This is a genomic window from Afipia broomeae ATCC 49717 (genome assembly GCF_000314675.2).
In the GTDB taxonomy this organism is placed as follows: domain Bacteria; phylum Pseudomonadota; class Alphaproteobacteria; order Rhizobiales; family Xanthobacteraceae; genus Afipia; species Afipia broomeae.
On record NZ_KB375282.1, the window covers coordinates 1,541,865 to 1,565,461 of the forward strand.

The window sequence follows — 23,597 nt, forward strand, 5'->3', positions numbered from 1 at the left end:
CCAAATCAGGGGGAAACCGATGACAGTTCTAGACGTCGCGCGCGGTGCATATGTCCGGTTACCGCTATCGACGCGGGCCCATCTCGGCCGCTTCCTTCAGTACGTGCCAACTTCGATCAAGTTCGGCAAGACCTATCGTCATTGGCGCGATGTGATCGATCGCGCGAAGACGGACACAGATTTTGTGCGGTCCTATCGCCAGCAGGCGCTTGGTGAAGTGGTTCAACTGGCGATCCGGAATGCGCCTTACTACACCCGTACGCTCAAGCCTGTGGTTGGTCATATCGCGCCCGGCGAACTGCTGGGAAGCGAATCCTGGTCTCGACTGCCTGTCCTTTCGCGACAGATCGTGCTCGACCACCGCGACGAGATGTGCACCGTTCCGCTCGATCGCCTCGACCGCGCTTCGACTGATGGGTCGTCCGGCGAGCCTTTGTCGATCATGCTTGATCGCAACCGCAGCCCTATCGAGTACGCTTTCATTCACGATGCTTGGTCGAGGACGGGATTCACGGCACATGACTGGCGCAGCGTTTTTCGCGGATTTGATTTGATCGACGGCAAGAACTCCCACATGGAGATAGAGCCGGCGCTGAAGGAACTGCGGTTCTCCGTTTTTCATCTCGATGATGCGACGATGGGGTCCTATCTGGCGGCCATCCGGGAAAAGAATATCCGCTTCATTCATGGCTATCCTTCCGCGATAGCAATTTTCGCTCAGTATCTGCTCCGGACCGGAACTGCACCGTTGCCGCAGATCTGCGGAATCTTTCCGATTTCGGAAAAACTGTTCCCACATCAGCGTGATCTCTTCACACAGGTCTTCGATCGGGCGACCATCGTGCCTTTCTATGGATTGAGCGAGAAGGTCGCGTTCGCCGTGGAGCGAGCCAATGAGCCGGATACGTACGAATTCAACCCGATTTATGGATACACGGAACTCGTGGACGATGACGGCCAGCCGATCACCACGCCGGGTAAAACCGGTCGTGTCGTATCGACGGGGTTGATGTTCAGAGGCATGCCGCTCATCCGGTACGACACGCGCGATGCCGCGCAACTGGTCGAACTGCCAAGCGCGAGTAATGGATACCGGCTCGTTCTGAATCACCTGGCGCCGCGGCGGAGCAGCGAATACCTGGTTAGCCGGTCCGGGTCCCTTATTCCCTTTAACGGACTGTGTGTGCCGATCGACCGGCATGATCTGACGCGTGAAGTACAGTTCTGTCAGCTTGTTCCAGGCGAGGTCGAACTCAGGGTGGTCACGGAAGGCGGTCAGCAGCCGGATTTCTCGGACTATCTCACACGAATGACGGAGCGTGCCGCTGGCGATCTCACAATTCACTTGAAGATCGTCGATGAACTGCCAATGACGGGCAGGGGAAAGCGCAAATTCATCGATCAGCGGCTGGCTATCCCTCACATGACGTGAGCCGGATGCCAAGCTGCTATGGGGCTTTCGCGACCTGCCGATAGAGTTCGCGAAGCCGCTGGGCGAATGCCGACAGCGTAAAATGCCGTTGATAGATTTGACGCGACGCGGATTGCATCTCGCCTAAACGAGAACGGTTGGCGGCGATTTCGAGCAACGCTGAGGCGATTGGCTCCGGTTCCCGCGCTACGAGAAGCCCGTTAACACCGTCTTCCACGATGTCACGAACGTTGCCGACATTGGTCGCAACGAGAGCCGCGCCGGCACAGGCACCCTCTATTAAGCTGAGCGGCAAGGCCTCGGTGCGGGAGGGCAGGACCACCACGTCTGCCTTGCGCATGTGATCGAGCATTTCGCTCGCTTCGATCCATCCCGTGAAGGTCATTTTCTGGTCGAGGCCCGCTTTAAGGGCCATGTCTACGAAGTGCTGGACATCACCATTACCGGCGACTGTGCAGTGCCAGTTCTCGGTCGTCTGACGAAGGCGAGCGAGTGCCGGAATCAGCACGTGCATACCTTTGTTTTCGGTCAGCAGGCCGGAAAAAAGGATTTCCATCGAGCCGGTGTCTTGCTTGGGCAGCGGAAGATCGGCTGCGAAATCGGGAATTCCGTTGGGAACGATCACGATCCGTTGGGGCTGAACGCCGATGCGCTCGAAGGCGTCTGCATGGACCTTGCCGAGCGCGACGACGCAGTCGGCCTGATTGGCAATCGCGCTAAACAGCCGGCCTTGCACCGTGCGCGCAGCAACCTGATCCTCAATAAACTGGCCGTGGAAATGAACGATGGTTCGCGCGCCAAATGCCCTCGCGAGTTTCAGGATGGCATACTTGCGCGGTAAGCTTCCACCGGTGGCGAAGTTGATATGGACCACATGCGGACGGAAGCTGCTGAGTGTGAAGCCGATTTTTGCAAGGATGAGCGGAAATGTCGCAATCCAGAGGATGCCTCGCGCATCGCCACGAGACTGCGCAAAGCGTAGATCAATCCCCGGCTCGTTTTGCTCGGCAATGAACTCGCGGAAATAGTGATAAAGCCGGTCGATGCCGCCCTTGCCCGAAGGACCGAAAGGCGTGACGCACAAAACGCGGACGGAGGACATTTTCGGAGTTTCTTGCATTCGTCGCATACCGCGGCGCTGCGCATGGCGGAAACCAACATCCACCCTTACGCACTGTTTGGTTAGCCAACTGTTAACGCGGATTGCCTAGGGTAAATTTCACTGGCCACTATAGCGCAGCTTTCCATGATCCGTTCCGGTTACGCCGTTACTGAGCCGAGCGACAGCCGTGTTCTGCTGCGCATGCTTTATCTGTCGTTCGTTGCTTTTGTCCTGCTCAGGATTGGACTTAACGCGCTCATTCTCAACCAGTTCGTCAATTATACGACGCTTGAAGGCTCGACGATCGAGAAGATCCACCCCGCATTCTACGGGATCGGTCTGATCGCAGTTACGATTCTGCTCAACTATCGCATCGAGCTGAGCGCACAGGATGTCGGTATCCTTCGCGCGATAATCGTTTTTCTGGCCGGCATTTGCGGCTTGCTTCTCATGCTCTCGGTGAGCGGCCAGAGCACGTCATCCGGCTATATCCTCGACACATATATCGTCGCGTGCATGGCTGTGTTCGTCATGATGACGCTGCCAAATCAGTGGCGATCGAACCTCGGCGAACTGATCCTGTTGTTTCTCATCCTGAGCGCAGCGGTCGGCATCGCCGAATTCGCGCTCAGGGCGCGTTTGCTGCCTTATGCCGCTGGTGAGGATGTTTTCCGCCCGACCGGATTGTCTGATCATCCATTGCAACTCGGCCAATGGTGTGCTGTCGGCATCTGCTTCGTTAGCGTGGCGCGATGGAGACCGTCGTTCAAGCTGATGGGCGTTGTTATTTTGTTTGTGGGTGCTCTCGCATCCGGAGCGCGAATTGCGAGTGTGGCCGCCTGTGTTTCATGTGCGCTATTTCTGATCCTTGAGCCCATGCCGGCACGATCGCAGGTCGATTCCATCCAGCGGAAAATGATGCTTGCGATCGCGGGGCTGATCGTACTGATCGCCGTCATCGGTATCATGTTTGCCGCTGGCGCTTTGAGCCGGTTCGAAGGTGGTTTCGTCGATCAAAGCTCTCTCGCGCGCGTCAGTATCTATGGCGTGTTCGACTATCTGAGCTGGAAGGAGTTCCTGTTCGGCGCCGATATTGCGCGGGTTCAGCGGATCGCGCTCGATATTTTTGGACTACCGTTCATCGAGAGCTCTTTCGTTGTCTTTACCGTCCAGTTTGGTTTGATAGGTGCGATTCTGTTCGCGCTGCTGCTGGCTAATCTTTTCCGGGCGCTTCTAAAAGGACGATCGGCGATCGTTATGCTGGCGACGGGGATGTTTTTCGCATTGGCGCTGACCAACAATGCGCTGTCGGTCAAATCGGCGGACATTCTGATCATCACATTGTTGACGATGTGGGACCACACCGCACGGCTCCGCCGCTGGATTTCGTGATGCGAAGGTTGCTGCGCATACTGGCGATGATATGCGCTGCAATGACGGCGACCACGGCGTACGCCGTTGATGGTGCCAAGACATTCCAGCGAGGGATCGGTGTACACCGGCCGCTGAACTGGGCGTCTGTCTCGCCCCTGGACGGTTCGTTGTACACTTGGCCGCCGTTCGCGACCGCAGAACACTACGTTCCGGATGAATTGATCACGGCGGTTCAAGCGTCCGGATTTGATTTCGTCCGGCTGACGGTCGATCCCGGGCCGTTTCTCCAGATGACAGGAGAGCGGCGCGACGCGCTCGACACCATCCTGAGGGTAACCATCCAGCGATTCCGTGTGCAACGTTTGAGCGTGATCGTCAATTTCCACTCCAATTCTCAGGTTGCTCAGTATCGTCCCGAAGCGATCTTCGTCGGTGCAGAAAGGCCGCTGTTTACGGCCTATGCGGCGGTGGTTTCACGCACCGCGCGACTGCTTGCAAACATGAATGACCCGAACGTGGCGCTGGAGCCCGTCAACGAGCCGCCCGCAGGTTACGATACGGCGACGGCGGGTCGCTGGCAGACGATGATGGAGGCATTGTACCGGGCTGCGAGACAGGAAGCTCCGCGCTTGACCCTGGTGGTCACCGGCGCTCAGGGAGGCAGTTGGAGAGGGCTGGCGCTTCTCGATCCCGCTCCGTTTCGCGACGAGAATGTTCTTTACTCGTTTCACTATTACGAGCCGCATCTCTTCACGCATCAGGGTGTCGAATCATCGGAGCCGCGCGAGCGGTTCTGGCGTGACGTGCAGGCGCTGCCTTATCCGGCGATCAAGGGTGAGGAGAGTGCAGCCATCCGCACGGTGGAGGACCGGATTGCCGCAGATCCAGCTTTCTCCGCTGCCGATAAAGCCAGGCAGTCGATCGCGGCAAGGGCCGCAATCGCTACCTACTTTAGCGAGCGCTGGGACGCGAAGGTCATCGACGCCGCTTTCGATAGCGTAGCGGCATGGGCTACGCGCAACAACATTGACGCCCACCGTATTCTGCTTGGCGAGTTTGGCGCGACCCGTAATAGTAAGGCTGGCGATCAGGCCCGGGCGACGTGGTTGCTGGACGTGCGGTGCGCGGCTGAGCGCCGAAAATTCCGTTGGTCGATCTGGGAGCTCAACGGATCCGGTGGAATGGCAATCGTTGATCGCGCCGATGAAAGCAGGCTGGATCGCACAACGCTTGACGCGCTCGGCCTCCTAAAGCCCGGCTGTCCCTCATGACCGAGACAACAAGCAAGCGTACGATAACGATATGCCTCAACCATGCGCGGTTGTGGCGGTGGCAACACGAACTGGTGATGCGTCTTGCACGTCATCCCGATATCGATCCAGTGGTGCGGCTGGTCGATGGCCCACCGCCGCCGCGCGCATTCACACTCCTACTGATGTTGGAGAAGTTTGCCTTTCGTCTTCAAGCCGGAAATGCCTGCGACCTTCTCAATGAGAAGGCCTTCGAGCCATATCTGGAAAGGCGCGACGCGATGAGCAGCGGTCTGGTCGTGGATTTGGCTGGGCAAACTGCGAATAGTGCTTTTTTGCCGGATATCGCAGTTCTCTACGACGGAGCGGCTTCGGATGACGCGGCTTTGCTGGCTGTGCTGGACGCGCGCAGCCCTGCATTGACGATTGTGGACCGAGAGGGGCAGGTCGTCATCTCGGGGCTGCCCGCCGTTGAAGACAGGACGGTGGCGACGCGAGCGCTAGATACGATCTTCTCGGCGCTGTTGCAGTTGTGTGTGAAGGCTATGACCGTACCGTTGACGCGCGATGCGCAACCGTCGCCGATACAGGCGAGGTCAAAAGCAATTCACTCAGGTCCGGTGTTGTCGTTTGGTGCAACATCGCTTGCCGAAAAATTGAATGCGCGCATTGCGCGGCTCTGTCATCGCGCGCCGCGATGGTTTGTCGCGTGGCGGCAAATAAACGAAACGGAATCCAGGACGTCTCTGCCGGGCGCAAGCGCTTACCGTCGGCTGGCGGACGACGGCGGGCGCTATTATGCCGACCCATTTCTGTTCGTGGCGGACGGGCAGACGCATCTCTTTGTCGAGGAGTACGACCACGCATCAGGAAAGGGTTTGATCTCGACATCGTTGTTGGGAGCCGACGGTTTCGAGCGGCCGAGACCCGTTCTCGAGACGCAGTTTCATCTGTCGTATCCGCACGTTTTCACGCATTCCGGTGCAATATGGATGATACCGGAATCCCTGCAGTCGAGAACCGTCGATCTTTATCGCGCGGAACGGTTCCCAGACCGCTGGGTTCATGAAGCGGTCCTGCTTGAAAACGTCGAAGCCTCGGACGCGACAGTTTGCCAACATGATGGGCTGTGGTGGATGTTCGCGGCAACGCGAACCTGGCGCGGTTCAAACTGGGATACGCTCAGTGTGTTCTGGGCGCCCGATCTCGCCGGGCCATGGCAACCGCACGCCGGCAATCCGATCCTCGTGGACCATCGCTGCGCACGCCCCGCCGGCGACTTCTTTCATTACGACGGCTCGTTGTGGCGGCCGGCGCAGGATTGCTCGGAAGGGTATGGTACGGGCCTGGCGTTTTGCCGCATCGACACGCTGGACCTGGAGGTTGTCCGCCAGAGCGTGCACAGCACCGTGCGGCTGCGGGATGGAGCAGTGCAGCGGGGGCCGCACAGTCTGAACCGGACAAGGACGATCGAAGCCATCGATCTTTACGGTACTTCAGCCTGACGATTTCGAGGGCGACGGCGGTTATCAGCCCTTCGTAAGGCCCGTTCTTCAAGCAATATTAACCATAACCGGGCCAAAATCCGCGCAAGCTCGGGGTGTTGGCTCGGGTGACCTTGTTGCGTTCAGGCAGTCCCATGCGTATGCGGTCAAGTCCGTCATTCTCGGTGCGCTCAGCAGGTGCTCGCGCATGGCAATGACAATCGACATGCGTGAGGCGCCGGCCGCGGTCATCGATTTTCGTGGCCTCGCGACCGCCTTTGGCCGCCGCAAGAAACTCATCGCAGCAATCACTGCGACATGTGCGCTATTGGCGCTGGTGATCGCTCTCTTCATGACCCCACGATATGTTTCGCAAATCAAGATCTTGATCGATCCACGTGGGCTACAGATTTTGCCGAACGATCTCAGCCCTGCCGCGGCGTCTGCCGACGCGACGTTCGCGGTGGTCGAGAGCCAAGTCCAGGTCATCACCTCGACGGAAGTGCTTGAGAAGGTTGTTATCAAGCTCAATCTGACCAGCGATCCCGAATTCGCCGCGAGTGACGGTGGGGATTCGGCTGGGTCATCCTCCGAGGTGGACGCGCGCACCCGAGCCGTGCTTCGCACATTGCGGAAGCGGATCGATGTTCGCAGGCCCGACCGTACATTTGTCCTCGACGTTTCGGTTTGGACGTCATCCTCTCCCGAAAAATCGAAGCAGATAGCCGACGCAATTGCTCAGGCCTATCTCGAAGTGCAAGTGCAAATGCAAACCGAGGCCGCAAGCCGGACGGCGAAAGCGCTCGAATCCCGCTTGAGCACGTTGCGCCAGAACCTGACGAACGCGGAGAAGCAGGTCGAAACCTATCGCATTCAGAACAACCTCGTTGGCGGAGAAGGGAACCTCCTGAGCGAGCGCGAGCTGACAGATCTGACCAACCAACTTTCCGCCCAGAGAATACGCGGCGCCGAACTGTTGGCGCGGATGGATATTCTTCGCAAACGCAATACGAACAACCCACCGATCGATACCATCGCGGAAGCGCTGCAATCGCAGACCATGTTCGATTTACGTGCGCGTTACGCGGAGGCCAAAAAAGCCGAAACCGATAGCGCCGTATCGCTTGGTCCGTTGCACCCGGCCGTTATTACAGCCCGTGCGCAGGTTAAGCAGATTCGCGAGCTGATCGACGCCGAGCTTGCGAGAATCCAGCGCAGTCTCGAAACGGAATATCAACGGACCAAATCGGTCGAAGGGGAGCTCAACCGGCAGATTATCGCTGCGCGGCAGGTTTCAGCATTGGGACAGCCGCCTGTTCAGAAATTGAAGGATCTGGAGAACGACGTCGCGGCACAGCGGGTCGTCTATGAAACGCTGCAGCGGCGTGCCAAGGAAGTTCGCGAAGAAGGGATGCTGGATCGGACAAATTCCCGCGTCATTTCCCCGGCGGCCATTCAGCCCGCGCAGTATGTGGTGCCACGAACACTGGTGGTGGCAGGTGGCCTCGTCATTGGATTGCTTGCGGGAATTTTTGCGGCGGCTTTCCTCAACCAGTTTGACGGCGTCAGGCGTGACGACAGGGATCTGCCCGAGCGCAGCGAGATATTCAATCTGGCGACCGTTTCGCGTAAGGCGGTCTTGGCCGCGAGCCGCGCTGATCCGAAGGCGAAAGCCCTTCATGTCGACGGGCTTGGCGATCTGCCAGGTATCCTTACTCAGGCTCTGGAGAAGTCGCCCGGTGCGATTCTGATCGTCGGAGCCAATGGTCCGGCTGCAAGTTGCGCATTCACACTCGCGCTGGCCAAACAGTTCGCCCAGCGCGGCATGCGTGCCTTAACTGTGGATGCGACGGAGACGAAACAAATTTCGAAGCAGCTTGGCCTCGAAGGCAGGCCGGGCTTCTTCGACGCGATGCGAAGCCCGGTTACCTTGGATGAGCTCGAAGTCGAGGTCGGCGAGCTTCGCGTTCTTCCGGCCGGCGCGCGCAGCAAGTCTGAACCTTCACCTCAAACTGCACTCTCGACGCAGAATGGCTGCGCACTTGCCTACAACGGCACCACCCTTATAGACGGCGGAGCGATCGACGGTCAGGACTTCGCGTCCCTGCTTTCCGTGGTTGGAATCATCCTGGTCGTGGTCGATGCAGACAGAACTCAATATGGCAAGGTTCTGAACGCTCTGCGGACAATGAATCCTTATCAGACGCGTCTGGTCGCAACGGTGCTGCAAACGTAATCACGATCAGGCGGCCACAAGCGGCCAATCCGACAAAATCGTAAAGTTCGACGTCGCATCGCTCTGACGCAACAACGCCAGCCGGTCGATCGATACCGACTGCAAGTTCAGCGACGCAAAGCGCTTCTGCAGGATATTCAGAACGACCGTGCGCTGCTCGGCGGGCAGAGAGCCCGTCAGCGTCATGTGAAAACGGAAGTCTTCGAACACGTACGGATAGCCCCAGCGATCCAGGTGCATGACCTGTCCATCCGTCAGCGCGGATATGTTACGCCGTTCTCGGTCCTCGGGTGTCAGCGGTGCACGGAAATCGTCAAACGCAGTGACGCATTCGGCGGCAAGCTGTTGGAGATCGGGACAAGGATCGCGCGGCACGACCGCGATGAAACTCCCGATAGCGCGAACGACGGGTACAATCCGGGGGATCGCGCGCGGCGCGTGGGCAAATTCTTGAATGGCTCGGGCAAGCTCATCTTCAGTCTTGCCGGATCTGAGGTTTATTGGAGCTTTCAGCGTGGCGTGAAAGCCGTATTTGCGCGGATCGACGGTGAGCTTCCTCCAGCCTTCGATTTCCGTTTCGATGCCATCGGCAAAGGGCAGCGGCTTGCCCGAGTACGCATCGTACCCAAGCAGGTCCGCGCCGAAGCGATAAAGCGCATTCTGCGCCGATGGCACAAAGTAGATGGAGTAACGGGGGTGTTGCGGCATGCGGTCCTGAGTAGCCGCTCGCTCAGGCCGGTTCAACCCTGCGTAAGGCGGGTGCTGCCGACAAAAGCCGCTGTGGTTCGGTCAAATGAACCATATGGCCACCGGCAATCGCCGCGACGACGCGAGGCCTGAGCGGCTCCTGCGCATCGACAAGAATGATGTCGGCTCGTTTTCCGGTCGCGATCTGGCCGCGATCACGCAAGCCTGTGGCCGCCGCGGGAGCACTGGAGATCAGCGCCCAGGCTTGTGGCAGAGGCAGGATGTTGTCTGCGGCCAACAGGAACGCCGCGAGCAGTGGTGCAGGGTAGTAATAGTCAGAAGCCAGAATCGAACACAGGCCTTTGCTCACCATATCGGCCGCGCTGGTCCAGCCGGTATGGCTGCCCCCGCGGACGACGTTCGGCGCTCCGAACACGGTGAAGTCGCCGGCCTCGATCGCTGCGCGCGCGGTTTCCTCATTGATCGGGAACTCGGCGATGTCGATTCCCATGGTCCGGAAACCAGCGCGCTGATCCGGCGATTCATCGTCATGGGACAGCAACGGGATGCCGTGGTCGCGGGCAATGGAGGCAAGCCGTGCAATCGAATCCGGCACATCGCTGGCTCGGGCCATGACCCGCTCGACCAGTGTGTCGAATTGACTTTCAGTGAGACCTGATCGTTCCACCATACGAGCGCGCTTCTTCGGGTTATTCATCGACGCGGCTGTCATATGCATGTGATCGTTGAAGGCGAGGAGATCGACACGTCCAGCGGCCATCCACTCGGCAATGGTTGGTTCGGCATCGAGATTGAACGTCTCCTGCCGCAGATGAAAGCGGGTATCTGCGGCGAGCCGGGGCCGCATGCCTTCGATGGCATCGAGTAGCCGGTGCGCGTTTTCGGTTCCGCGCAGGCCGGGTTCCCAGGACCATGTGGTGGCATGGAAGACAGTGGTGATGCCGTTGGCAATCGCCTGGCGGTCGCTGTCGACAAGTGCGACATCGATCGGGAAGTCGACGCTGGGACGCGGCATCATCTGGCGCTCGAACGCGTCACCATGCATGTCGACAATGCCGGGAAGAGCAATGAGGCCATTACTATTGAAGCGCAGGGAAGCTGCGCCACTGCGGGACGTTATCTCAGCGATCCTTCCGCCCACAACGTGAATGGATGCATCGACAAGATCGTTTCCAACCAGCGCTTCGCCGCCTTCAATCAAGATGTCCGTCATGTGCCAACTGCTTTCAAAACCAGATCCGGGGATGCGTTATGGCGGTATTTCTCGACGAAGGCTTCGACCGGCAGATTCCTGAAATCAGGTAATGCGGTGCGTAGGTGCTCGTGGTCCCAATCCCACCATGCCAGCGTCATCAGCTCATCTGCGATGCGCTCCGGAAACCGCCGCCGGATCGGCTTGGCGGGATTTCCCCCGACAATCGTATAGGCCGGCACGTCCTTCGTGACGACAGCACCGGCTGCGACCACCGCTCCGGTGCCGATGTTGCGGCCCGGAAGCACAATGGCGCCGTGTCCAATCCAGACGTCATGACCGAATGTCACATGGTGACTGCGCCGCCAGGCGAAGAACTCGGCTTCATCTGCCTCGCCGGGAAAGTAGGCGCTTGCGCGATAAGAGAAATGCGCTTGCGACGCGCGATGCATCGGATGATTGCCGGGATTGATTCGCGTCATCGCAGCGATCGAGCAGAACTTCCCGATGGTCGCGTAGGCGATCTGACTGTCATTCACGACGTAGGAATAATCGCCGAGCGTGACCTCGTGCAGGACGGTGCGCGCGCCAATTTCGCAATAAGCGCCGGCGCTGCTGTCACGCAGGTTCGCGGTCGGATCGATAAGCGGTTGTGCGGACAGCTGGCCGGCCATGAATGTCTATTCTCGATACGGATTTTTCCCGGTGAATGCCGGTGCATTGGACGTGAGGTCAACATCTCTTCATGACGTTTCATGACGGCATCGTGAAGTTTGGATGACAAGGGCTTTTCGTCACAGCATACGCGATTTCGGGGGAGGGCAACCGCCGCAGGCGGATGTGTCACACAACTGTAGGAAACCCACGCTAGCGAGGAATGAACTTACTGAGACGGAGTTGGCACATGCTTGAGGTAGACGGATTGACGTGCCGGTTTGGCGCGAAGACGGCCGTCGACAATGCCTCTTTCTCGGTTCAACCGGGATGCTTCGTCGGCGTGATTGGCCGTTCGGGCGCAGGAAAATCGACGCTGCTGCGAATGATCAACCGTCTGGAGAAGCCGACCGGTGGACGAATTATGTTCGAAGGCGTGGACGTGACCGCCTTGCAGGGCCGTGATCTGCGCCGCTGGCGTGCGCGCTCGGCAATGATCTTCCAGCAATTCAATCTGGTCGGGCGGCTCGATGTCCTGACCAATGTCCTGATGGGGCGTCTTGCGGGCGTGCCCCAGTGGCGATCGCTGATTCAGCTCTGGCCGCAGGACGACAAGGCCATTGCGATTTCCGCTCTCGAGCAGTTCGACATGATGCCGATGGCTGCGCAGCGCGCCGACCAGCTTTCCGGCGGCCAGCAGCAGCGCGTGGCGATTGCCCGGGCGCTGGTCCAGCAGCCTGACATTATTTTGGCGGACGAGCCGATTGCGTCGCTCGATCCGCGTAACACCCGGATCGTGATGGATGCGCTGCTGCGTATCAACAAGCATTTCGGCATCACGGTGATCTGCAACCTTCACTCGCTCGATCTGGCGCGGACATACTGCGACCGCCTGATCGGCATGTCCGCCGGGCGTATCGTGTTCGACGGAGTCCCTGCTGCACTCACCGACACGATCGCGCGCGAGCTCTACGATCTTGAGGCTGGCGAAGTGATGGACGAGACTCCGGGCTTTGCGCCCGGAACTCTCGCGCCGGCTTTCGGAACTGCCGCGGTTGCATAAGCGTGCCGATGTCGTGAAGCAGTCTTCGGATTGCGGCATGCTTTGAGTCATCGAATTCGACCTGAACCTTGCGATAACCGACCATACAGAGGACACCATGATCAATCGCCGTATCGTCATTGCGGGTGCTGCTGCGCTCGCCTTCAGCGCCACCGCTGCGTCCGCCCAGGACTGGAAGACCAAGTATCCCGAACTTACTTTCGCAGTTGTTCCTGCTGAGAACGCGTCCGGCGTTACCGAGCGCTGGGCGCCCTTCATTTCCTACCTGAGCAAGGAACTTGGCGTGAAGGTGAACCTCCGCATCGCCAATGACTACGCTGCGGTGATCGAAGGACAGCGCACCGGAACCATCCATGTTGCCAGCTACGGCTCGGCGTCGTTCGCCCGCGCGCGTCTCACAGGTGTGCATACCGACGCGTTCGCACATGACCGAAACATCGACGGCACCACCGGCTACTATTCGATGTTCTTCGTGCTGGCGAAGAGCCCTTACAAGAGCATCGACGATCTGAAGGGCAAGAACCTCGGTCTGGTCGATCCGAATTCGACCTCCGGCAACAATGTTCCGCGTTTCGAACTGAACAAGATGCAGATCACCGACGCGGAATCGTATTTCGGCAAGGTGGTTTTCACCGGCAGCCACGAAAACGCGCTCCTGGCACTCTCGCAGGGGACGGTTGACGTCGCCGCCAATCAGTGGACCGCCGATAACGACTCGACCCTTGCCCAGATGCTGACCAAGGGCATGCTGAAGAATGCCGACGGTTCGGCGATGAAGAAGGAAGACTTCCGCATCGTTCACAAGTCAGCCCCGATCCTCAATGGCCCATACGCGGTTTTGACCGACATGCCGGCCGATCTGAAGGCGAGCATCGAGAAGGCTTTCTTTGAGGCTCCTGCCAAGGACAAGGCAGCATTCGACAGGCTGTCCGACGGACAGAAGAAAGACTTCGCCCCGGCCACCACCAAGGATTGGGACGGCATGATTGAACTGATCAAGTTCGTCGATAGTCTTCGCAAGAAGAAGGCATCCTGACTGCCGGAGGGCCGGACAGATGTGCCTGTTCGGCCCTTCCTCTTTCCTGCATAGAACAGTTTCATTTTGACAATCAGCCTTTCCAGCTATCCGCCCCAGCAGATCGCGGCGCTCGAAGCCGCCTACAACACGGCTATCTCTCGCAAACGACTGCGCTTTGCGGCAGGGCTCGTCGTATTCATCGTGTTGCTGATCGTCGCGGGCTTTGGCGCTGAGGTCGCGCCGAAGACTTTTGTCGAGAAGATCGGAAATTTTGTCGGTTACTTCGACCGCATCCTGAATCTTGACACGGGCAAGCGCGTCTGGACCGATCCCGCCGAATGGTTTTGGGGCTGGCAAAAATGGCTCAAGCTGCTCGCGGAAACGCTGCTGCTGAGCTATGTCGGCACCACGATGGGCGCATTAGGTGCATTTGGCCTCAACTTCTTCGCTGCCGCCAATCTGTCGCCGCATCCCGCGTTGCGGTTTGTTGTGCGCAGGTCTCTGGAATTCTGCCGCACAGTTCCCAGCATCGTGTTTGCGCTGATCTTTGTGATTGCTTTTGGTCTAGGGCCGATGGCCGGCGTACTGGCCATCGCGATTCACTCGATAGGCGCGCTGGGCAAGCTCTATTCGGAGCAGGCCGAAAATATCGACATGAAGCCGCTCGAAGGCGTCCGCTCTACCGGCGCAAGCTGGATGTCCGCCGTCCGCTTTGCCGTGCTTCCGCAAGTGATGCCGGGTTTCGCGAGCTACACATTGCTGCGGTTCGAGATCAATGTGCGAGAAGCGTCGGTGATGGGTTTTGTCGGGGCAGGCGGCATCGGCCAGGAACTGGTCGTGGCGGTGCGCAAGTTCTTCTACTCCGATGTCAGCGCTATTCTGCTGATGATCATCGTCACCGTGTTTGTCATCGATATCTGTACCGGCTGGCTGCGCGGGCGGCTGTTCGGATCGGAGCAGCGCATATGACGCCGGCAACACGGGATCCAAAGGAGCTTGCAATTCAGTATCCGGACCTTTTCCGGGGATCGCATAGGTCACGCATTAAGGCGCTCGCTGTCGGGTTGGCCGCGATCGCGCTGTTTATCTTCGGCTGCTGGTATCTTGAATTCTCGATCGATCGCCTGGTGACCGGCTTTAGACAACTCGGCTGGTTCATCACGCTGATGATCCCACCGGACCCCGGCACGTCGTTCCCTACCTATCTTGTCGCGATGGGGGAAACGCTGTCGATCGCGTTTCTCGGCACGTTGCTGGCGGCGCTGCTGGCGCTGCCGGTCAGCCTGCTGGCGGCACGGAACATCATTCCGTCAGTTTTCCTGCGCTTTCCGGTGCGCCGCTTTCTGGATTCGATCCGGGGCGTCGATACGCTGATCTGGGCGCTGGTGTGGATCAATGTCGTGGGACTTGGACCGTTTGCCGGCGTGCTGGCGATTGCGACCTCGGATTTCGGTGCGTTCGGCAAGCTTTTCTCCGAAGCTATCGAAGGAGCCGACCGCAAGCAGGTCGAGGGTATCCGCGCAGCGGGCGGCAGCAAACTACAGGAAATTCGCTTCGGTTTGATGCCGCAGGTTCTTCCCGTGCTGGCCGGGCAAATTCTCTACTTCATTGAATCGAACACGCGCTCGGCCACTATCATCGGTATTGTCGGCGCCGGGGGCATCGGGTTGCAACTGGCCGAACAAATCCGTGTGCTGGAATGGCAGAAAGTCTCGACCCTGATCCTGATGATTCTGGCTGCAGTCGCTGTGATCGATTTGATCTCAAGCCGCCTGCGCTTTGCGATCATCGGTCGCGCCGGCGAAGCGCGGCACTAAATTTCAAGCCTTACCTGTTCTCGATGACGAACTGGACGCGCTCCGCCGCGAAGCGAGCGCGGGTGGTGAGCAGGGGCGTCCCATTCGGCTCCGCATCCAGGCTGTCGGCGACCAGAACAGGGCGGCCAAGGGCGAGATCAAGCCGCGTCGCATCAGCGGCATCGGCGATAGAAGCGGAGACATTGGTCCATTCGCGGCGATAATCACGCACGCCAAAATGCGCGAGCAGCTTGGTCATTGAACGGGTCTTCTCATAGACCCGTCCGCCGTCGGTGAAACGGTTCGCGTCGAGCCATGTGGTTCCAAGACAGATTGGAACACGGTTCGCCATGCGCAACGCATCGATCCGGAGCAGCGGCGCATCCGTCTTGAGCCCCAGCCGTTTGGCAAGCTCGCGTGTCGCGGGTTCGACTGACGCACTCAGCAATTGACCGCTGGCCTCAAGACCGCCAGCGCCAACGATCTCGGAAAAACGGGTTCGCGAGCGCAGCGGGTAGGCGATACGCGGAGCCTCGACATAGGTGCCGCTGCCACGCTCCGCGCGGACGAGCCCGCGCTCGGCCAGCGCCGCCAGCGCGCGCCGCACCGTGTGACGGTTGACACGGTGTATTTCCGCAATTTCCAGTTCACCGGGAAGGCGTGTATCGCGGGCATAGGTTCCGTCGGCGATGGCCTGCTCGATGGAATCCGCGACGCGGCGCCAGAGTGCGACACCGGTCGCGGGCTCTCCTGACAAACTCATGGATGCAACGGCATGTTGGGGCGGCCAATTCCAGACGCTGTGAAAATCATTTCGACGTCACCAGTTTGTCATGGCACTGCGTTACGAAGTTGTCTACTAACATAGACAACTTGGAATCGGCAAGCTGGACATGACCCAACCGCACGCCACACCGGAAACCTGTCGCCGTAACGCGATGTCCGTGCTTGCGCATACCCCGACGGAGCGGATTTCGGCCTGCCTCGAAGCGCTCGATGTTCCGTCTCACGAAACAGCCCGGCAGCCCGAGAACGGGCTTGTCATGGTTCGGGGCCGGATCGGCGGTGACGGCGCGCCTTTCAATCTCGGCGAGGCCAGCGTTTCACGCGCAGCGGTGCGGCTAGCCTCCGGTGAACTTGGCTTCGGCTATGTGCTGGGGCGGGATGGTGAGAAGGCGAGGCTGATCGCCTTGTGCGATGCGCTGATCCAGAACAGCGGTTTCAAGGCTGATGTCGAACAAAAGGTCATTGCTCCGTTGCGTCGCGAGCTTGAAGACGCGCGATTGCGGCAAGCGGCGGAGACTGCGGCGACCCGCGTCGATTTCTACACGCTGGTCAGGGGTGAGGGCTGATGACACTCAATGCCAGCCTTGGCTCCAGTGGTGGCTTTGTCGATCCAGTACAGTCATCGCAATCCGTGTTCCGCAGCGTGATGAACGCGCTGGCGCGCCCCGGCTCGGTCCAGACCGTCGCTGAGGAAGTTCATGCACCGTCGTCGATGATGACCGCCACTGCCGCCGTTTCGCTGGCCCTGTTCGACCACGACACGCCCATCTGGATTGACGACCGCTTTCACGCCGAACCCGCGATTGATACATGGCTGCGGTTTCAGACAGGTGCCCCGTTGACAAGCGATGCATCCCGCGCCGCCTTCGCCCTGATACATGATGGCGCGGCGTTGCCTGACTTCGAAGGTTTTTCGCTTGGGACTCCGGAATATCCGGATCGATCGACCACGCTGGTGATTCAGGTTGGCACGCTGACGGAAGGACCGGCTCAGACCTTGAGCGGTCCCGGTATTCGCGGCACCTCGACATTGCGCGCGGGCGGGCTGCCTTCCGATTTTGCCGAGCGCATGCAGGCCAACCACGCGCTGTTTCCCCGTGGTGTTGACCTGCTGTTGGTGTGCGGGGCTGAGCTGGTGGCGTTGCCGCGCAGTACGCTCATCACTGCGAGAGGGGCCTGATCCATGTACGTTGCTGTCAAAGGCGGCGAGCGCGCCATAGAGAATGCACACCGGCTGCTCGCGCATGAGCGTCGTGGCGATCCGCAAGTTCCCGATCTTTCACTGTCACAGATTTCCGGGCAGCTCTCGCTGGCCGTGGATCGTGTCATGACCGAAGGTTCGCTTTACGATCGCGAACTTGCCGCGCTGGCAATCAAACAGGCGCGGGGCGACATGATAGAGGCGATCTTCCTGCTACGCGCATTCCGGGCGACACTCCCCCGTTTTGGCGCGACCGAACCGCTCGACACTGCAAATATGCAGGTGCGCCGCCGCATCTCGTCGACATTCAAGGATGTGCCCGGCGGGCAGATTCTGGGGCCGACATTCGATTACACCCATCGATTACTTGATCCCTCGCTTGCGGAAGGTGTGGCGATCCCGGAGCCGGCACAGGGTGTCATTGACGACGTTCCGATGCCGCGCGTGACCGATATTCTCGGTGCAGATGGCCTGATCGAGCCGTCTCCGGAAGCAGACGCCGATCAGCCAGTCGGCGATCTCACGCGGGAGCCGCTGAGCTTTCCGGCGGATCGCGATCTGCGGCTGCAAAATCTTGCGCGGGGCGATGAAGGTTTTCTGCTGGCGCTGGGCTATTCGACCCAGCGTGGCTTTGGCCGGACGCATCCATTCGCAGGCGAGATTCGCTTTGGCGAGGTCGAGGTCGAGTTTGTTGCGGAAGATGCTGGCTTCGCAGTACCGCTCGGCTCGATCACGCTGACGGAGTGCCAGATGGTCAACCAGTTCAAGGGCTCGGCGGAGCAGCCGCCGTGCTTTACGCGTGGCTATGGCCTGGCCTTCGGGCAGAGCGAACGCAAGACCATGTCGATGGCGCTGGTCGATCGTTCGTTGCGTTCACGCGAGTTGGGTGAAGAGGTGCGCTCGCCTGCGCAGGACGAGGAATTCGTGATGTCCCATTCCGATAATGTGCAAGCGACAGGCTTCGTCGAGCACCTGAAACTTCCTCACTACGTGGATTTCCAGTCCGAACTCGGCCTGCTGCGGAAACTGCGCAAGGAATTCGAGGCTGCCAAGGACAGCGACGTTTCGCTGGCGGAGGCCGCCGAATGAATGCGCCCGTCTATAACTTCGCGTACCTCGATGAGCAGACCAAGCGGATGATCCGCCGCGCGATCCTCAAAGCAATCGCCATTCCAGGCTATCAGGTGCCGTTCGCCAGCCGCGAAATGCCGATGCCGTACGGCTGGGGCACCGGCGGCGTGCAGGTGACGGCGGCGATCCTCGGCCGCGAGGATACCCTGAAAGTGATCGACCAGGGTTCCGACGACACCACGAATGCGATCTCGATTCGCAAATTCTTCGAGAAGACAGCGAACGTGAAAACCACCACGGTCACATCGGATGCGACCGTGATTCAAACCCGGCATCGCATCCCGGAAACAGCGTTGAATGATAACCAAGTGCTGGTCTATCAGGTGCCAATCCCGGAGCCGCTGCGGTTTCTTGAACCGCGCGAGACGGAGACGAGGCGTATGCACGCGCTTGGGGAGTACGGCTTGATGCACGTCAAGCTGTACGAGGACATCGCGCGCCACGGCCACATCGCAACGACCTATGCCTATCCGGTGAAGGTCAACGAGCGATACGTGATGGATCCGTCCCCGACGCCGAAGTTCGACAATCCAAAAATGGATGACTGTGAGGCTTTGCAACTGTTTGGTGCCGGACGTGAGAAGCGCATCTATGCGATTCCGCCGCATACCAAAGTCACATCGCTCGATTTCGAGGATCATCCGTTCGAAACCTACCGCTTCGACGCGCCTTGCTCATTGTGCGGATCGAAGACGTCCTATCTCGATGAAGTTGTGGTCGACGATCGGGGCGGCCGGATGTTCGTGTGTTCCGATACGGACTATTGCGAAACGCGCCGCGCGGACGGCCATCAGGGCGCCGGCTTCGGCGCCGACCATCAGGTGACATGATGCGTGACGACGATCAGCCGCTCCTTATCTGCGAAGGCTTGAGCAAGTCGTACGGCCGGCACCTCGCCTGCAAGGACGTCTCGTTTCAGCTTTATCCAGGCGAGGTGCTCGCGATCGTCGGAGAGTCCGGCTCGGGTAAATCGACGCTGCTACAAATGTTGTCAACGCAGCTTCACCCGAGCAAAGGCCGTGTAGCTTACCGTATGCGAGATGGCGTTACGCGCGACCTTGCAACCCTGGGTGAGGCGGAGCGGCGGTTTCTGTTCCGCACCGACTGGGGCTACGTGCATCAGGATCCAGCGATGGGTCTGCGCATGGCGGTATCGGCGGGCGCGAATGTCGGCGAGCGGCTGATGGCGGTCGGCTGGGGGCATTACGGTAAAATTCGTGAAATATCGTCGTCATGGTTGCAGCGTGTCGAGATTTCGACCGATCGGATCGATGATGCGCCGAAGACCTATTCCGGCGGCATGCGGCAGCGGCTTCAGATTGCCCGCAACCTCGTTACCGAACCGCGTCTTGTCTTCATGGATGAGCCGACTGGAGGGCTCGATGTTTCCGTTCAGGCGCGACTGCTCGATCTTGTGCGCGGACTGGTCAACGAACTCGGGCTTGCAGTCGTGATTGTAACGCATGATCTCGCGGTGGCCCGGCTGTTGTCGCATCGAGTCATGGTGATGAAGGGCGGCGAGGTGATCGAGACAGGCCTGACGGATCAGGTGCTTGACGATCCGCACGAGCCTTACACGCAGCTTCTTGTTTCCTCGATCCTGCCTGCATGAGTGGCCCATGTCTCCGATGATCGAAATCTCGAATGCGAGCAAGACGTTTACGATGCATCTGCAGAACGGCGTCCGGCTGCCGATCGTGTCGGGTGTCTCGATGCGGGTCAATGCGGGAGAATGCGTGGTCCTGTCCGGACCGTCAGGCGCGGGCAAGTCGTCCATCCTGAAAATGATTTTCGGCAACTATCGCTGCGATGAAGGGCATATCTTGGTGCGCCACAACGAAGCGATGATCGATATTTCCACAGCGCAGCCTCGCGATATTTTGCGGGTCCGCAGACGAACCATCGGCTATGTCAGCCAGTTCTTGCGTGCCGTACCCCGTGTTGCCACGCTTGATGTTGTCGCGGAGCCACTTATCGCGAACGGCATCGCGCGCGACGATGCTCGTTCGAAGGCCGGCACATTGTTGAGCCGTCTCAACATCCCGGAGCGGCTTTGGACATTGCCGCCATCGACCTTTTCCGGGGGCGAACAGCAGCGCGTTAACATCGCCCGTGGCTTTATATCCGACATGCCGATCTTGCTGCTCGATGAGCCGACCGCCTCACTCGATGGCGTCAACCGAAAGATTGTCGTGGATCTGGTTGCTGAGAAGAAAATGCGCGGCGTGGCGATGGTGGCCATCGTTCACGACGACGAGGTTCGTCATCTGATTGCCGATCGTGTCATAGACGTCATGTCATTCGCGGCGGCGGCATAAGAGGAAAAGAATGGTCTCCGAACGGAACGAAAGCATCTTTAGCAACGCACGCGTGGTCCTGAGGGACCGCGTCATCGAACGGGGCTGGGTTGCAGTCGCTCAAGGCGCGATCGCCGAGATTGGCGAGGGTGACGCACCTGAGCGCGGCGAGGATATGGGAGGCGATCTTCTGATGCCGGGGCTGATCGAACTGCATACCGATCACCTGGAAGCTCACTATGTGCCGCGGCCCAAGGTGTTCTGGGACCCGGTGGCGGCAGTGGTGTCTTATGACGGGCAACTCGCCACCAGCGGCATCACCACGGTTCTGGATTCCTTGCGCGTCTGGCGTGAGGAAGGTGCGGAGGATGTCGATGGTCAGGCAGGCATCCTGGCGGAAGCTATTTCTTCGGCGCGCGATGCAAAGTTGCTGCGCGCAGAGCATTTCCTGCATCTGCGTTGTGAAATTCCGATGCCGAGCGTCGTCGAGGAAGCGGAGGAACTGGTCGGCCGGCCGGATATACGGCTGATGTCGCTGATGGATCACACGCCGGGCCAGCGCCAGTTTCGCGACGAAGGCAAGCTGCGTGATTATTATCGCGGCAAGAGCGGCGGTCTGACGGACGCAGAACTTGATGTAAGGTTCGAGCGCCGTTTTGCCTACCAAAAGACTTATGGTGAAACCAACATGCGCGCGATCGTGGCGCTTGCGCACAGCTACAATATCCCGCTTGCCAGTCATGACGACACCACCGAGGAGAATGTCGCCGATGCAATCCGCGACCGCGTCTCCGTCGCCGAATTCCCGACCACGATGGAAGCGGCGCGGGGGCTTCACCAGGCAGGCATCGCCGTTCTGATGGGCGCACCGAATGTCGTGCGTGGCGGTTCGCACTCTGGCAATATTGCCGCTGTCGATCTTGCCCGCGAGGGGTTGCTCGACATCATGTCGTCTGACTATATCCCGTCGAGTCTTCTCATGGCGGCGATGCAGTTGCCCCAGCATGTGCCGGCGATTGATCTGGCAGCAGCGGTGCGAACCGTCACTAAAACCGCCGCGGAAGCTGTTGGCCTCTCTGACCGGGGTGAAATCGTTGCCGGTAAACGCGCGGATCTGATCCGCGTGCATCTTGCACAAGATCTGCCGGTGGTGCGCAGCGTTTGGCGTGAAGGACATCGTGTAGCATGACCGATATTGCGACACTGTCCGCGCCAAGCATGGATTTGATCGGGCCGGGCCGGTTGGTTCTGGTTGTTGGCCCAAGCGGAGCGGGCAAGGATACTCTGATTGGGCTTGCACAGGCAGCCTGTGCCGGCGACATCAAGGTCGTCTTCCCGCAGCGGGTTGTCACCCGAGAGGCCTCGTCGTTCGAAAACAATGAGGCCGTCAGCCCGATGCAATTCGGACAGATGCTTGCGCACGGCGACTTTGCCTTTCAGTGGGAGGCGCATGGCTTGCGCTATGGTGTGCCGCGCTCGATCGTCGATGATATCCGGGCCGGACATGCCGTCGTCGTGAACGCGTCTCGCACCATTGTCGAGTTTGCGCGCAGATCATATGCCAACGTGACGGTGGTCTCGGTGACGGCTCCGCCGGAAGTCCTTGCGCAACGTCTTGCTGCAAGGGCGCGCTCCAGCGATGGTCAACTGGATGAGAGGCTTCGCAGGGCCGTTATTGCGGCAGTACCCGATGTCGTCATCGAGAACATCGGCCGGGCGGAGGACCACGCGGCCGAGCTTTTGCAAGTGATAAGGCGCCACTAAGAGTCATCGGCGGTCAGACGCCGCCGCTATTCGCGCGCAGCACTTGATCGTTGACCCAGCCTCCGTCAGGGCCTGCAGGGAGCGACATAACGCCGACTCGGAATTCGCGGATCGGATACCGAAGAACACCGCCGCTCAAATCTGAACCGGCGGCACGCGCTATCAACAAGCCATGGAATTATCCGCTATGCCATGGTGCCGGCATAACGCGGCAACTCTGCGGATTTGTCCGGTTTAAGCACGCCCATTACGGCGCGTGCGTGTCCGAGGCTGATAACCGCGATGTCGCGGGTGGGCTGGCCGGCGCGCGGCTGCGCTTTCTCGACCAACAACATCCCGCCTTCTTCATAAATTTTGACAGTGCCTACGCCGGTCCACAGCGTTTCGCGGGCATTATAAAAATCTTCAACGCTCTCCGTAGTGAATGCGATCTGGTCGACCGCGAGTTTGTAACCCAGGCGTTCAAATCGGCTGACGATATCTGCATCGGACATTTTGATGCGTGTGCGGGGCAGGCTCAACTTGGTTTTCCTCCGTACAGGTCAATGCAGGAGAGCTCCGTTGCTCGGGCCGGAAGGTGCGACGACCTGTGCTTGCGTAAAGAATCGCGCTGTTCATGGCGTCGTTGTTGGCGCTAGGTTCAAGCTGACAGGTATCCAAGTAAAGCCCATTGTTTGGAAAATTATCCGGCGTCCTGCGGGTCGGAACGGAAATTGGTGCGTCGCACACTATCGGGGGTGCGGTCACAAACTTGTGCCGGAGGCTCCGAAAAATGGATGACACCACCCCGAAAGTCCGTGTTAGCTTCAGAGTAGGCGGTGGCGCAAAGTCCCGTCTGGAATGGGAAGGAGACCAAGAAAATGGCCTGGAAGACTCCAAAGATCGTCGAAGTGCCAGTTGGTATGGAAATCAACATGTACGCCTGCGCGGCGCGGAAGTAAGCCGCGTATCGTTAACAGTTCAGTAGCTGAGCTGTCCGGTTTGCGTCAGGAATTCTTCCCATCGGGAGCATTCCTGCGCGACACCGGTTTTTATTGCGTCTGTGACACCGAGTTCCGTGACATGAGATATCGTCACGATGAAGTTCGGTCGCATTGATCGAGCGCGGA

At 59.3% G+C, this 23,597-nt stretch carries 24 protein-coding genes; 18 read left to right on the forward strand and 6 right to left on the reverse strand.

What is annotated here, in order from left to right; all coding sequences use genetic code 11:
• The first annotated feature begins 151 nt into the window (after nucleotides 1–151).
• Nucleotides 152–1,432 (forward strand): phenylacetate--CoA ligase family protein, encoded by a 1,281-nt coding sequence (locus HMPREF9695_RS07060; RefSeq protein WP_157223913.1) that lies wholly within the window; start codon nucleotides 152–154, stop codon nucleotides 1,430–1,432.
• Nucleotides 1,433–1,448: 16 nt separating this feature from the next.
• Here HMPREF9695_RS07060 and HMPREF9695_RS07065 read toward each other — a convergent pair whose 3' ends face one another.
• Complete coding sequence (locus tag HMPREF9695_RS07065; RefSeq protein ID WP_041711462.1) at nucleotides 1,449–2,552, reverse strand: glycosyltransferase; 1,104 nt, start codon at nucleotides 2,550–2,552, stop codon at nucleotides 1,449–1,451.
• Nucleotides 2,553–2,678: 126 nt separating this feature from the next.
• Here HMPREF9695_RS07065 and HMPREF9695_RS07070 point away from each other — a divergent pair, with 126 nt between their 5' ends.
• The 4 genes from HMPREF9695_RS07070 to HMPREF9695_RS07085 all read left to right on the forward strand — a co-directional run bounded on the left by HMPREF9695_RS07070 (nucleotide 2,679) and on the right by HMPREF9695_RS07085 (nucleotide 8,878).
• Entirely contained in the window at nucleotides 2,679–3,926 is a 1,248-nt protein-coding gene (locus HMPREF9695_RS07070; protein ID WP_006020140.1) for a VpsF family polysaccharide biosynthesis protein, read from the forward strand.
• 41 nt (nucleotides 3,927–3,967) lie between these two features.
• Complete coding sequence (locus HMPREF9695_RS07075) at nucleotides 3,968–5,179, forward strand: glycoside hydrolase family 5 protein (protein ID WP_157223914.1); 1,212 nt, start codon at nucleotides 3,968–3,970, stop codon at nucleotides 5,177–5,179.
• The gene (locus tag HMPREF9695_RS25245; protein WP_006020142.1) at nucleotides 5,176–6,663 is read left to right on the forward strand and encodes a glucosamine inositolphosphorylceramide transferase family protein; all 1,488 of its coding nucleotides are present in this window, start codon (nucleotides 5,176–5,178) and stop codon (nucleotides 6,661–6,663) included. The genes HMPREF9695_RS07075 and HMPREF9695_RS25245 overlap by 4 nt, the downstream gene beginning before the upstream one ends.
• A gap of 205 nt (nucleotides 6,664–6,868) precedes the next feature.
• Nucleotides 6,869–8,878, forward strand: coding sequence for a GumC family protein (locus HMPREF9695_RS07085; RefSeq protein WP_245258764.1), 2,010 nt, complete (start codon nucleotides 6,869–6,871; stop codon nucleotides 8,876–8,878).
• A 6-nt stretch (nucleotides 8,879–8,884) separates the two neighbouring features.
• Here HMPREF9695_RS07085 and HMPREF9695_RS07090 read toward each other — a convergent pair whose 3' ends face one another.
• From HMPREF9695_RS07090 to HMPREF9695_RS07100, 3 genes are read right to left on the reverse strand one after another with little or no spacing between them, the layout of a single operon-like run.
• Nucleotides 8,885–9,586, reverse strand: a complete 702-nt coding sequence (locus HMPREF9695_RS07090) for a DUF1045 domain-containing protein (RefSeq protein WP_006020144.1) — start codon at nucleotides 9,584–9,586, stop codon at nucleotides 8,885–8,887.
• Nucleotides 9,587–9,608: 22 nt separating this feature from the next.
• Complete coding sequence (locus HMPREF9695_RS07095; RefSeq protein WP_006020145.1) at nucleotides 9,609–10,799, reverse strand: alpha-D-ribose 1-methylphosphonate 5-triphosphate diphosphatase; 1,191 nt, start codon at nucleotides 10,797–10,799, stop codon at nucleotides 9,609–9,611.
• The gene (locus HMPREF9695_RS07100; protein ID WP_006020146.1) at nucleotides 10,796–11,452 is read right to left on the reverse strand and encodes an LbetaH domain-containing protein; all 657 of its coding nucleotides are present in this window, start codon (nucleotides 11,450–11,452) and stop codon (nucleotides 10,796–10,798) included. Before HMPREF9695_RS07100 ends, HMPREF9695_RS07095 begins: the two co-directional genes overlap by 4 nt.
• Nucleotides 11,453–11,682: 230 nt before the next feature.
• On the opposite strand from HMPREF9695_RS07100, the gene phnC reads away from it, so the two are divergent.
• From phnC to phnE (HMPREF9695_RS07120), 4 genes are all read left to right on the forward strand, one after another.
• Entirely contained in the window at nucleotides 11,683–12,495 is an 813-nt protein-coding gene (gene phnC / locus HMPREF9695_RS07105) for a phosphonate ABC transporter ATP-binding protein (protein WP_006020147.1), read from the forward strand.
• Between the two features lie 97 nt (nucleotides 12,496–12,592).
• Nucleotides 12,593–13,531, forward strand: coding sequence for a phosphonate ABC transporter substrate-binding protein (gene phnD / locus HMPREF9695_RS07110; RefSeq protein ID WP_006020148.1), 939 nt, complete (start codon nucleotides 12,593–12,595; stop codon nucleotides 13,529–13,531).
• A 66-nt stretch (nucleotides 13,532–13,597) separates the two neighbouring features.
• On the forward strand, nucleotides 13,598–14,482 hold the full coding sequence (phnE, locus tag HMPREF9695_RS07115; protein ID WP_006020149.1) for a phosphonate ABC transporter, permease protein PhnE: 885 nt from the start codon (nucleotides 13,598–13,600) through the stop codon (nucleotides 14,480–14,482).
• Entirely contained in the window at nucleotides 14,479–15,330 is an 852-nt protein-coding gene (gene phnE, locus HMPREF9695_RS07120) for a phosphonate ABC transporter, permease protein PhnE (RefSeq protein WP_006020150.1), read from the forward strand. Before phnE (HMPREF9695_RS07115) ends, phnE (HMPREF9695_RS07120) begins: the two co-directional genes overlap by 4 nt.
• A 10-nt stretch (nucleotides 15,331–15,340) precedes the next feature.
• Here the strand turns inward: phnE (HMPREF9695_RS07120) and phnF are convergent, their stop codons facing one another.
• Nucleotides 15,341–16,072 (reverse strand): phosphonate metabolism transcriptional regulator PhnF, encoded by a 732-nt coding sequence (gene phnF / locus HMPREF9695_RS07125; RefSeq protein WP_006020151.1) that lies wholly within the window; start codon nucleotides 16,070–16,072, stop codon nucleotides 15,341–15,343.
• A 130-nt stretch (nucleotides 16,073–16,202) separates the two neighbouring features.
• On the opposite strand from phnF, the gene phnG reads away from it, so the two are divergent.
• From phnG to phnN, 8 genes are read left to right on the forward strand one after another with little or no spacing between them, the layout of a single operon-like run.
• Nucleotides 16,203–16,661 carry a phosphonate C-P lyase system protein PhnG gene (gene phnG / locus HMPREF9695_RS07130; RefSeq protein ID WP_006020152.1) on the forward strand — a complete coding sequence of 153 codons (459 nt, stop codon included), beginning with the start codon at nucleotides 16,203–16,205 and terminating at the stop codon, nucleotides 16,659–16,661.
• The gene (gene phnH, locus HMPREF9695_RS07135) at nucleotides 16,661–17,275 is read left to right on the forward strand and encodes a phosphonate C-P lyase system protein PhnH (RefSeq protein WP_006020153.1); all 615 of its coding nucleotides are present in this window, start codon (nucleotides 16,661–16,663) and stop codon (nucleotides 17,273–17,275) included. Before phnG ends, phnH begins: the two co-directional genes overlap by 1 nt.
• Nucleotides 17,276–17,278: 3 nt before the next feature.
• Nucleotides 17,279–18,385 (forward strand): carbon-phosphorus lyase complex subunit, encoded by a 1,107-nt coding sequence (locus tag HMPREF9695_RS07140; RefSeq protein ID WP_006020154.1) that lies wholly within the window; start codon nucleotides 17,279–17,281, stop codon nucleotides 18,383–18,385.
• Nucleotides 18,382–19,257: an alpha-D-ribose 1-methylphosphonate 5-phosphate C-P-lyase PhnJ gene (locus HMPREF9695_RS07145; protein WP_006020155.1), complete on the forward strand. Its 876-nt coding sequence runs from the start codon at nucleotides 18,382–18,384 to the stop codon at nucleotides 19,255–19,257. Before HMPREF9695_RS07140 ends, HMPREF9695_RS07145 begins: the two co-directional genes overlap by 4 nt.
• Complete coding sequence (gene phnK, locus HMPREF9695_RS07150; protein WP_006020156.1) at nucleotides 19,257–20,039, forward strand: phosphonate C-P lyase system protein PhnK; 783 nt, start codon at nucleotides 19,257–19,259, stop codon at nucleotides 20,037–20,039. Before HMPREF9695_RS07145 ends, phnK begins: the two co-directional genes overlap by 1 nt.
• A gap of 7 nt (nucleotides 20,040–20,046) precedes the next feature.
• Nucleotides 20,047–20,745: a phosphonate C-P lyase system protein PhnL gene (phnL, locus tag HMPREF9695_RS07155; RefSeq protein WP_006020157.1), complete on the forward strand. Its 699-nt coding sequence runs from the start codon at nucleotides 20,047–20,049 to the stop codon at nucleotides 20,743–20,745.
• A gap of 10 nt (nucleotides 20,746–20,755) precedes the next feature.
• Nucleotides 20,756–21,913, forward strand: coding sequence for an alpha-D-ribose 1-methylphosphonate 5-triphosphate diphosphatase (locus HMPREF9695_RS07160; protein WP_006020158.1), 1,158 nt, complete (start codon nucleotides 20,756–20,758; stop codon nucleotides 21,911–21,913).
• Complete coding sequence (phnN, locus tag HMPREF9695_RS07165; RefSeq protein ID WP_006020159.1) at nucleotides 21,910–22,488, forward strand: phosphonate metabolism protein/1,5-bisphosphokinase (PRPP-forming) PhnN; 579 nt, start codon at nucleotides 21,910–21,912, stop codon at nucleotides 22,486–22,488. Before HMPREF9695_RS07160 ends, phnN begins: the two co-directional genes overlap by 4 nt.
• Before the next feature lie 185 nt (nucleotides 22,489–22,673).
• Here the strand turns inward: phnN and HMPREF9695_RS07170 are convergent, their stop codons facing one another.
• Nucleotides 22,674–23,009: a hypothetical protein gene (locus HMPREF9695_RS07170; protein WP_006020160.1), complete on the reverse strand. Its 336-nt coding sequence runs from the start codon at nucleotides 23,007–23,009 to the stop codon at nucleotides 22,674–22,676.
• Between the two features lie 339 nt (nucleotides 23,010–23,348).
• Here HMPREF9695_RS07170 and pqqA point away from each other — a divergent pair, with 339 nt between their 5' ends.
• Nucleotides 23,349–23,429: a pyrroloquinoline quinone precursor peptide PqqA gene (gene pqqA, locus HMPREF9695_RS25665; RefSeq protein WP_009031067.1), complete on the forward strand. Its 81-nt coding sequence runs from the start codon at nucleotides 23,349–23,351 to the stop codon at nucleotides 23,427–23,429.
• Nucleotides 23,430–23,597 lie beyond the last annotated feature (168 nt).

Coding starts and splice junctions, on each gene's coding strand:
- HMPREF9695_RS07145 (WP_006020155.1), top strand. CDS start 18,382: ATGAATGCGCCCGTCTATAACTTCGCGTACCTCGATGAGCAGACCAAG.
- phnC (WP_006020147.1), top strand. CDS start 11,683: ATGCTTGAGGTAGACGGATTGACGTGCCGGTTTGGCGCGAAGACGGCC.
- HMPREF9695_RS07095 (WP_006020145.1), bottom strand. CDS start 10,799: ATGACGGACATCTTGATTGAAGGCGGCGAAGCGCTGGTTGGAAACGAT.
- phnN (WP_006020159.1), top strand. CDS start 21,910: ATGACCGATATTGCGACACTGTCCGCGCCAAGCATGGATTTGATCGGG.
- phnE (WP_006020150.1), top strand. CDS start 14,479: ATGACGCCGGCAACACGGGATCCAAAGGAGCTTGCAATTCAGTATCCG.
- HMPREF9695_RS07075 (WP_157223914.1), top strand. CDS start 3,968: ATGACGGCGACCACGGCGTACGCCGTTGATGGTGCCAAGACATTCCAG.
- phnL (WP_006020157.1), top strand. CDS start 20,047: ATGTCTCCGATGATCGAAATCTCGAATGCGAGCAAGACGTTTACGATG.
- HMPREF9695_RS07065 (WP_041711462.1), bottom strand. CDS start 2,552: ATGCAAGAAACTCCGAAAATGTCCTCCGTCCGCGTTTTGTGCGTCACG.
- HMPREF9695_RS07070 (WP_006020140.1), top strand. CDS start 2,679: ATGATCCGTTCCGGTTACGCCGTTACTGAGCCGAGCGACAGCCGTGTT.
- pqqA (WP_009031067.1), top strand. CDS start 23,349: ATGGCCTGGAAGACTCCAAAGATCGTCGAAGTGCCAGTTGGTATGGAA.
- HMPREF9695_RS07140 (WP_006020154.1), top strand. CDS start 17,279: ATGTACGTTGCTGTCAAAGGCGGCGAGCGCGCCATAGAGAATGCACAC.
- phnH (WP_006020153.1), top strand. CDS start 16,661: ATGACACTCAATGCCAGCCTTGGCTCCAGTGGTGGCTTTGTCGATCCA.
- phnG (WP_006020152.1), top strand. CDS start 16,203: ATGACCCAACCGCACGCCACACCGGAAACCTGTCGCCGTAACGCGATG.
- phnD (WP_006020148.1), top strand. CDS start 12,593: ATGATCAATCGCCGTATCGTCATTGCGGGTGCTGCTGCGCTCGCCTTC.
- HMPREF9695_RS07160 (WP_006020158.1), top strand. CDS start 20,756: ATGGTCTCCGAACGGAACGAAAGCATCTTTAGCAACGCACGCGTGGTC.
- HMPREF9695_RS25245 (WP_006020142.1), top strand. CDS start 5,176: ATGACCGAGACAACAAGCAAGCGTACGATAACGATATGCCTCAACCAT.
- HMPREF9695_RS07090 (WP_006020144.1), bottom strand. CDS start 9,586: ATGCCGCAACACCCCCGTTACTCCATCTACTTTGTGCCATCGGCGCAG.
- phnF (WP_006020151.1), bottom strand. CDS start 16,072: ATGAGTTTGTCAGGAGAGCCCGCGACCGGTGTCGCACTCTGGCGCCGC.
- phnK (WP_006020156.1), top strand. CDS start 19,257: ATGCGTGACGACGATCAGCCGCTCCTTATCTGCGAAGGCTTGAGCAAG.
- HMPREF9695_RS07100 (WP_006020146.1), bottom strand. CDS start 11,452: ATGGCCGGCCAGCTGTCCGCACAACCGCTTATCGATCCGACCGCGAAC.
- HMPREF9695_RS07085 (WP_245258764.1), top strand. CDS start 6,869: ATGCGTGAGGCGCCGGCCGCGGTCATCGATTTTCGTGGCCTCGCGACC.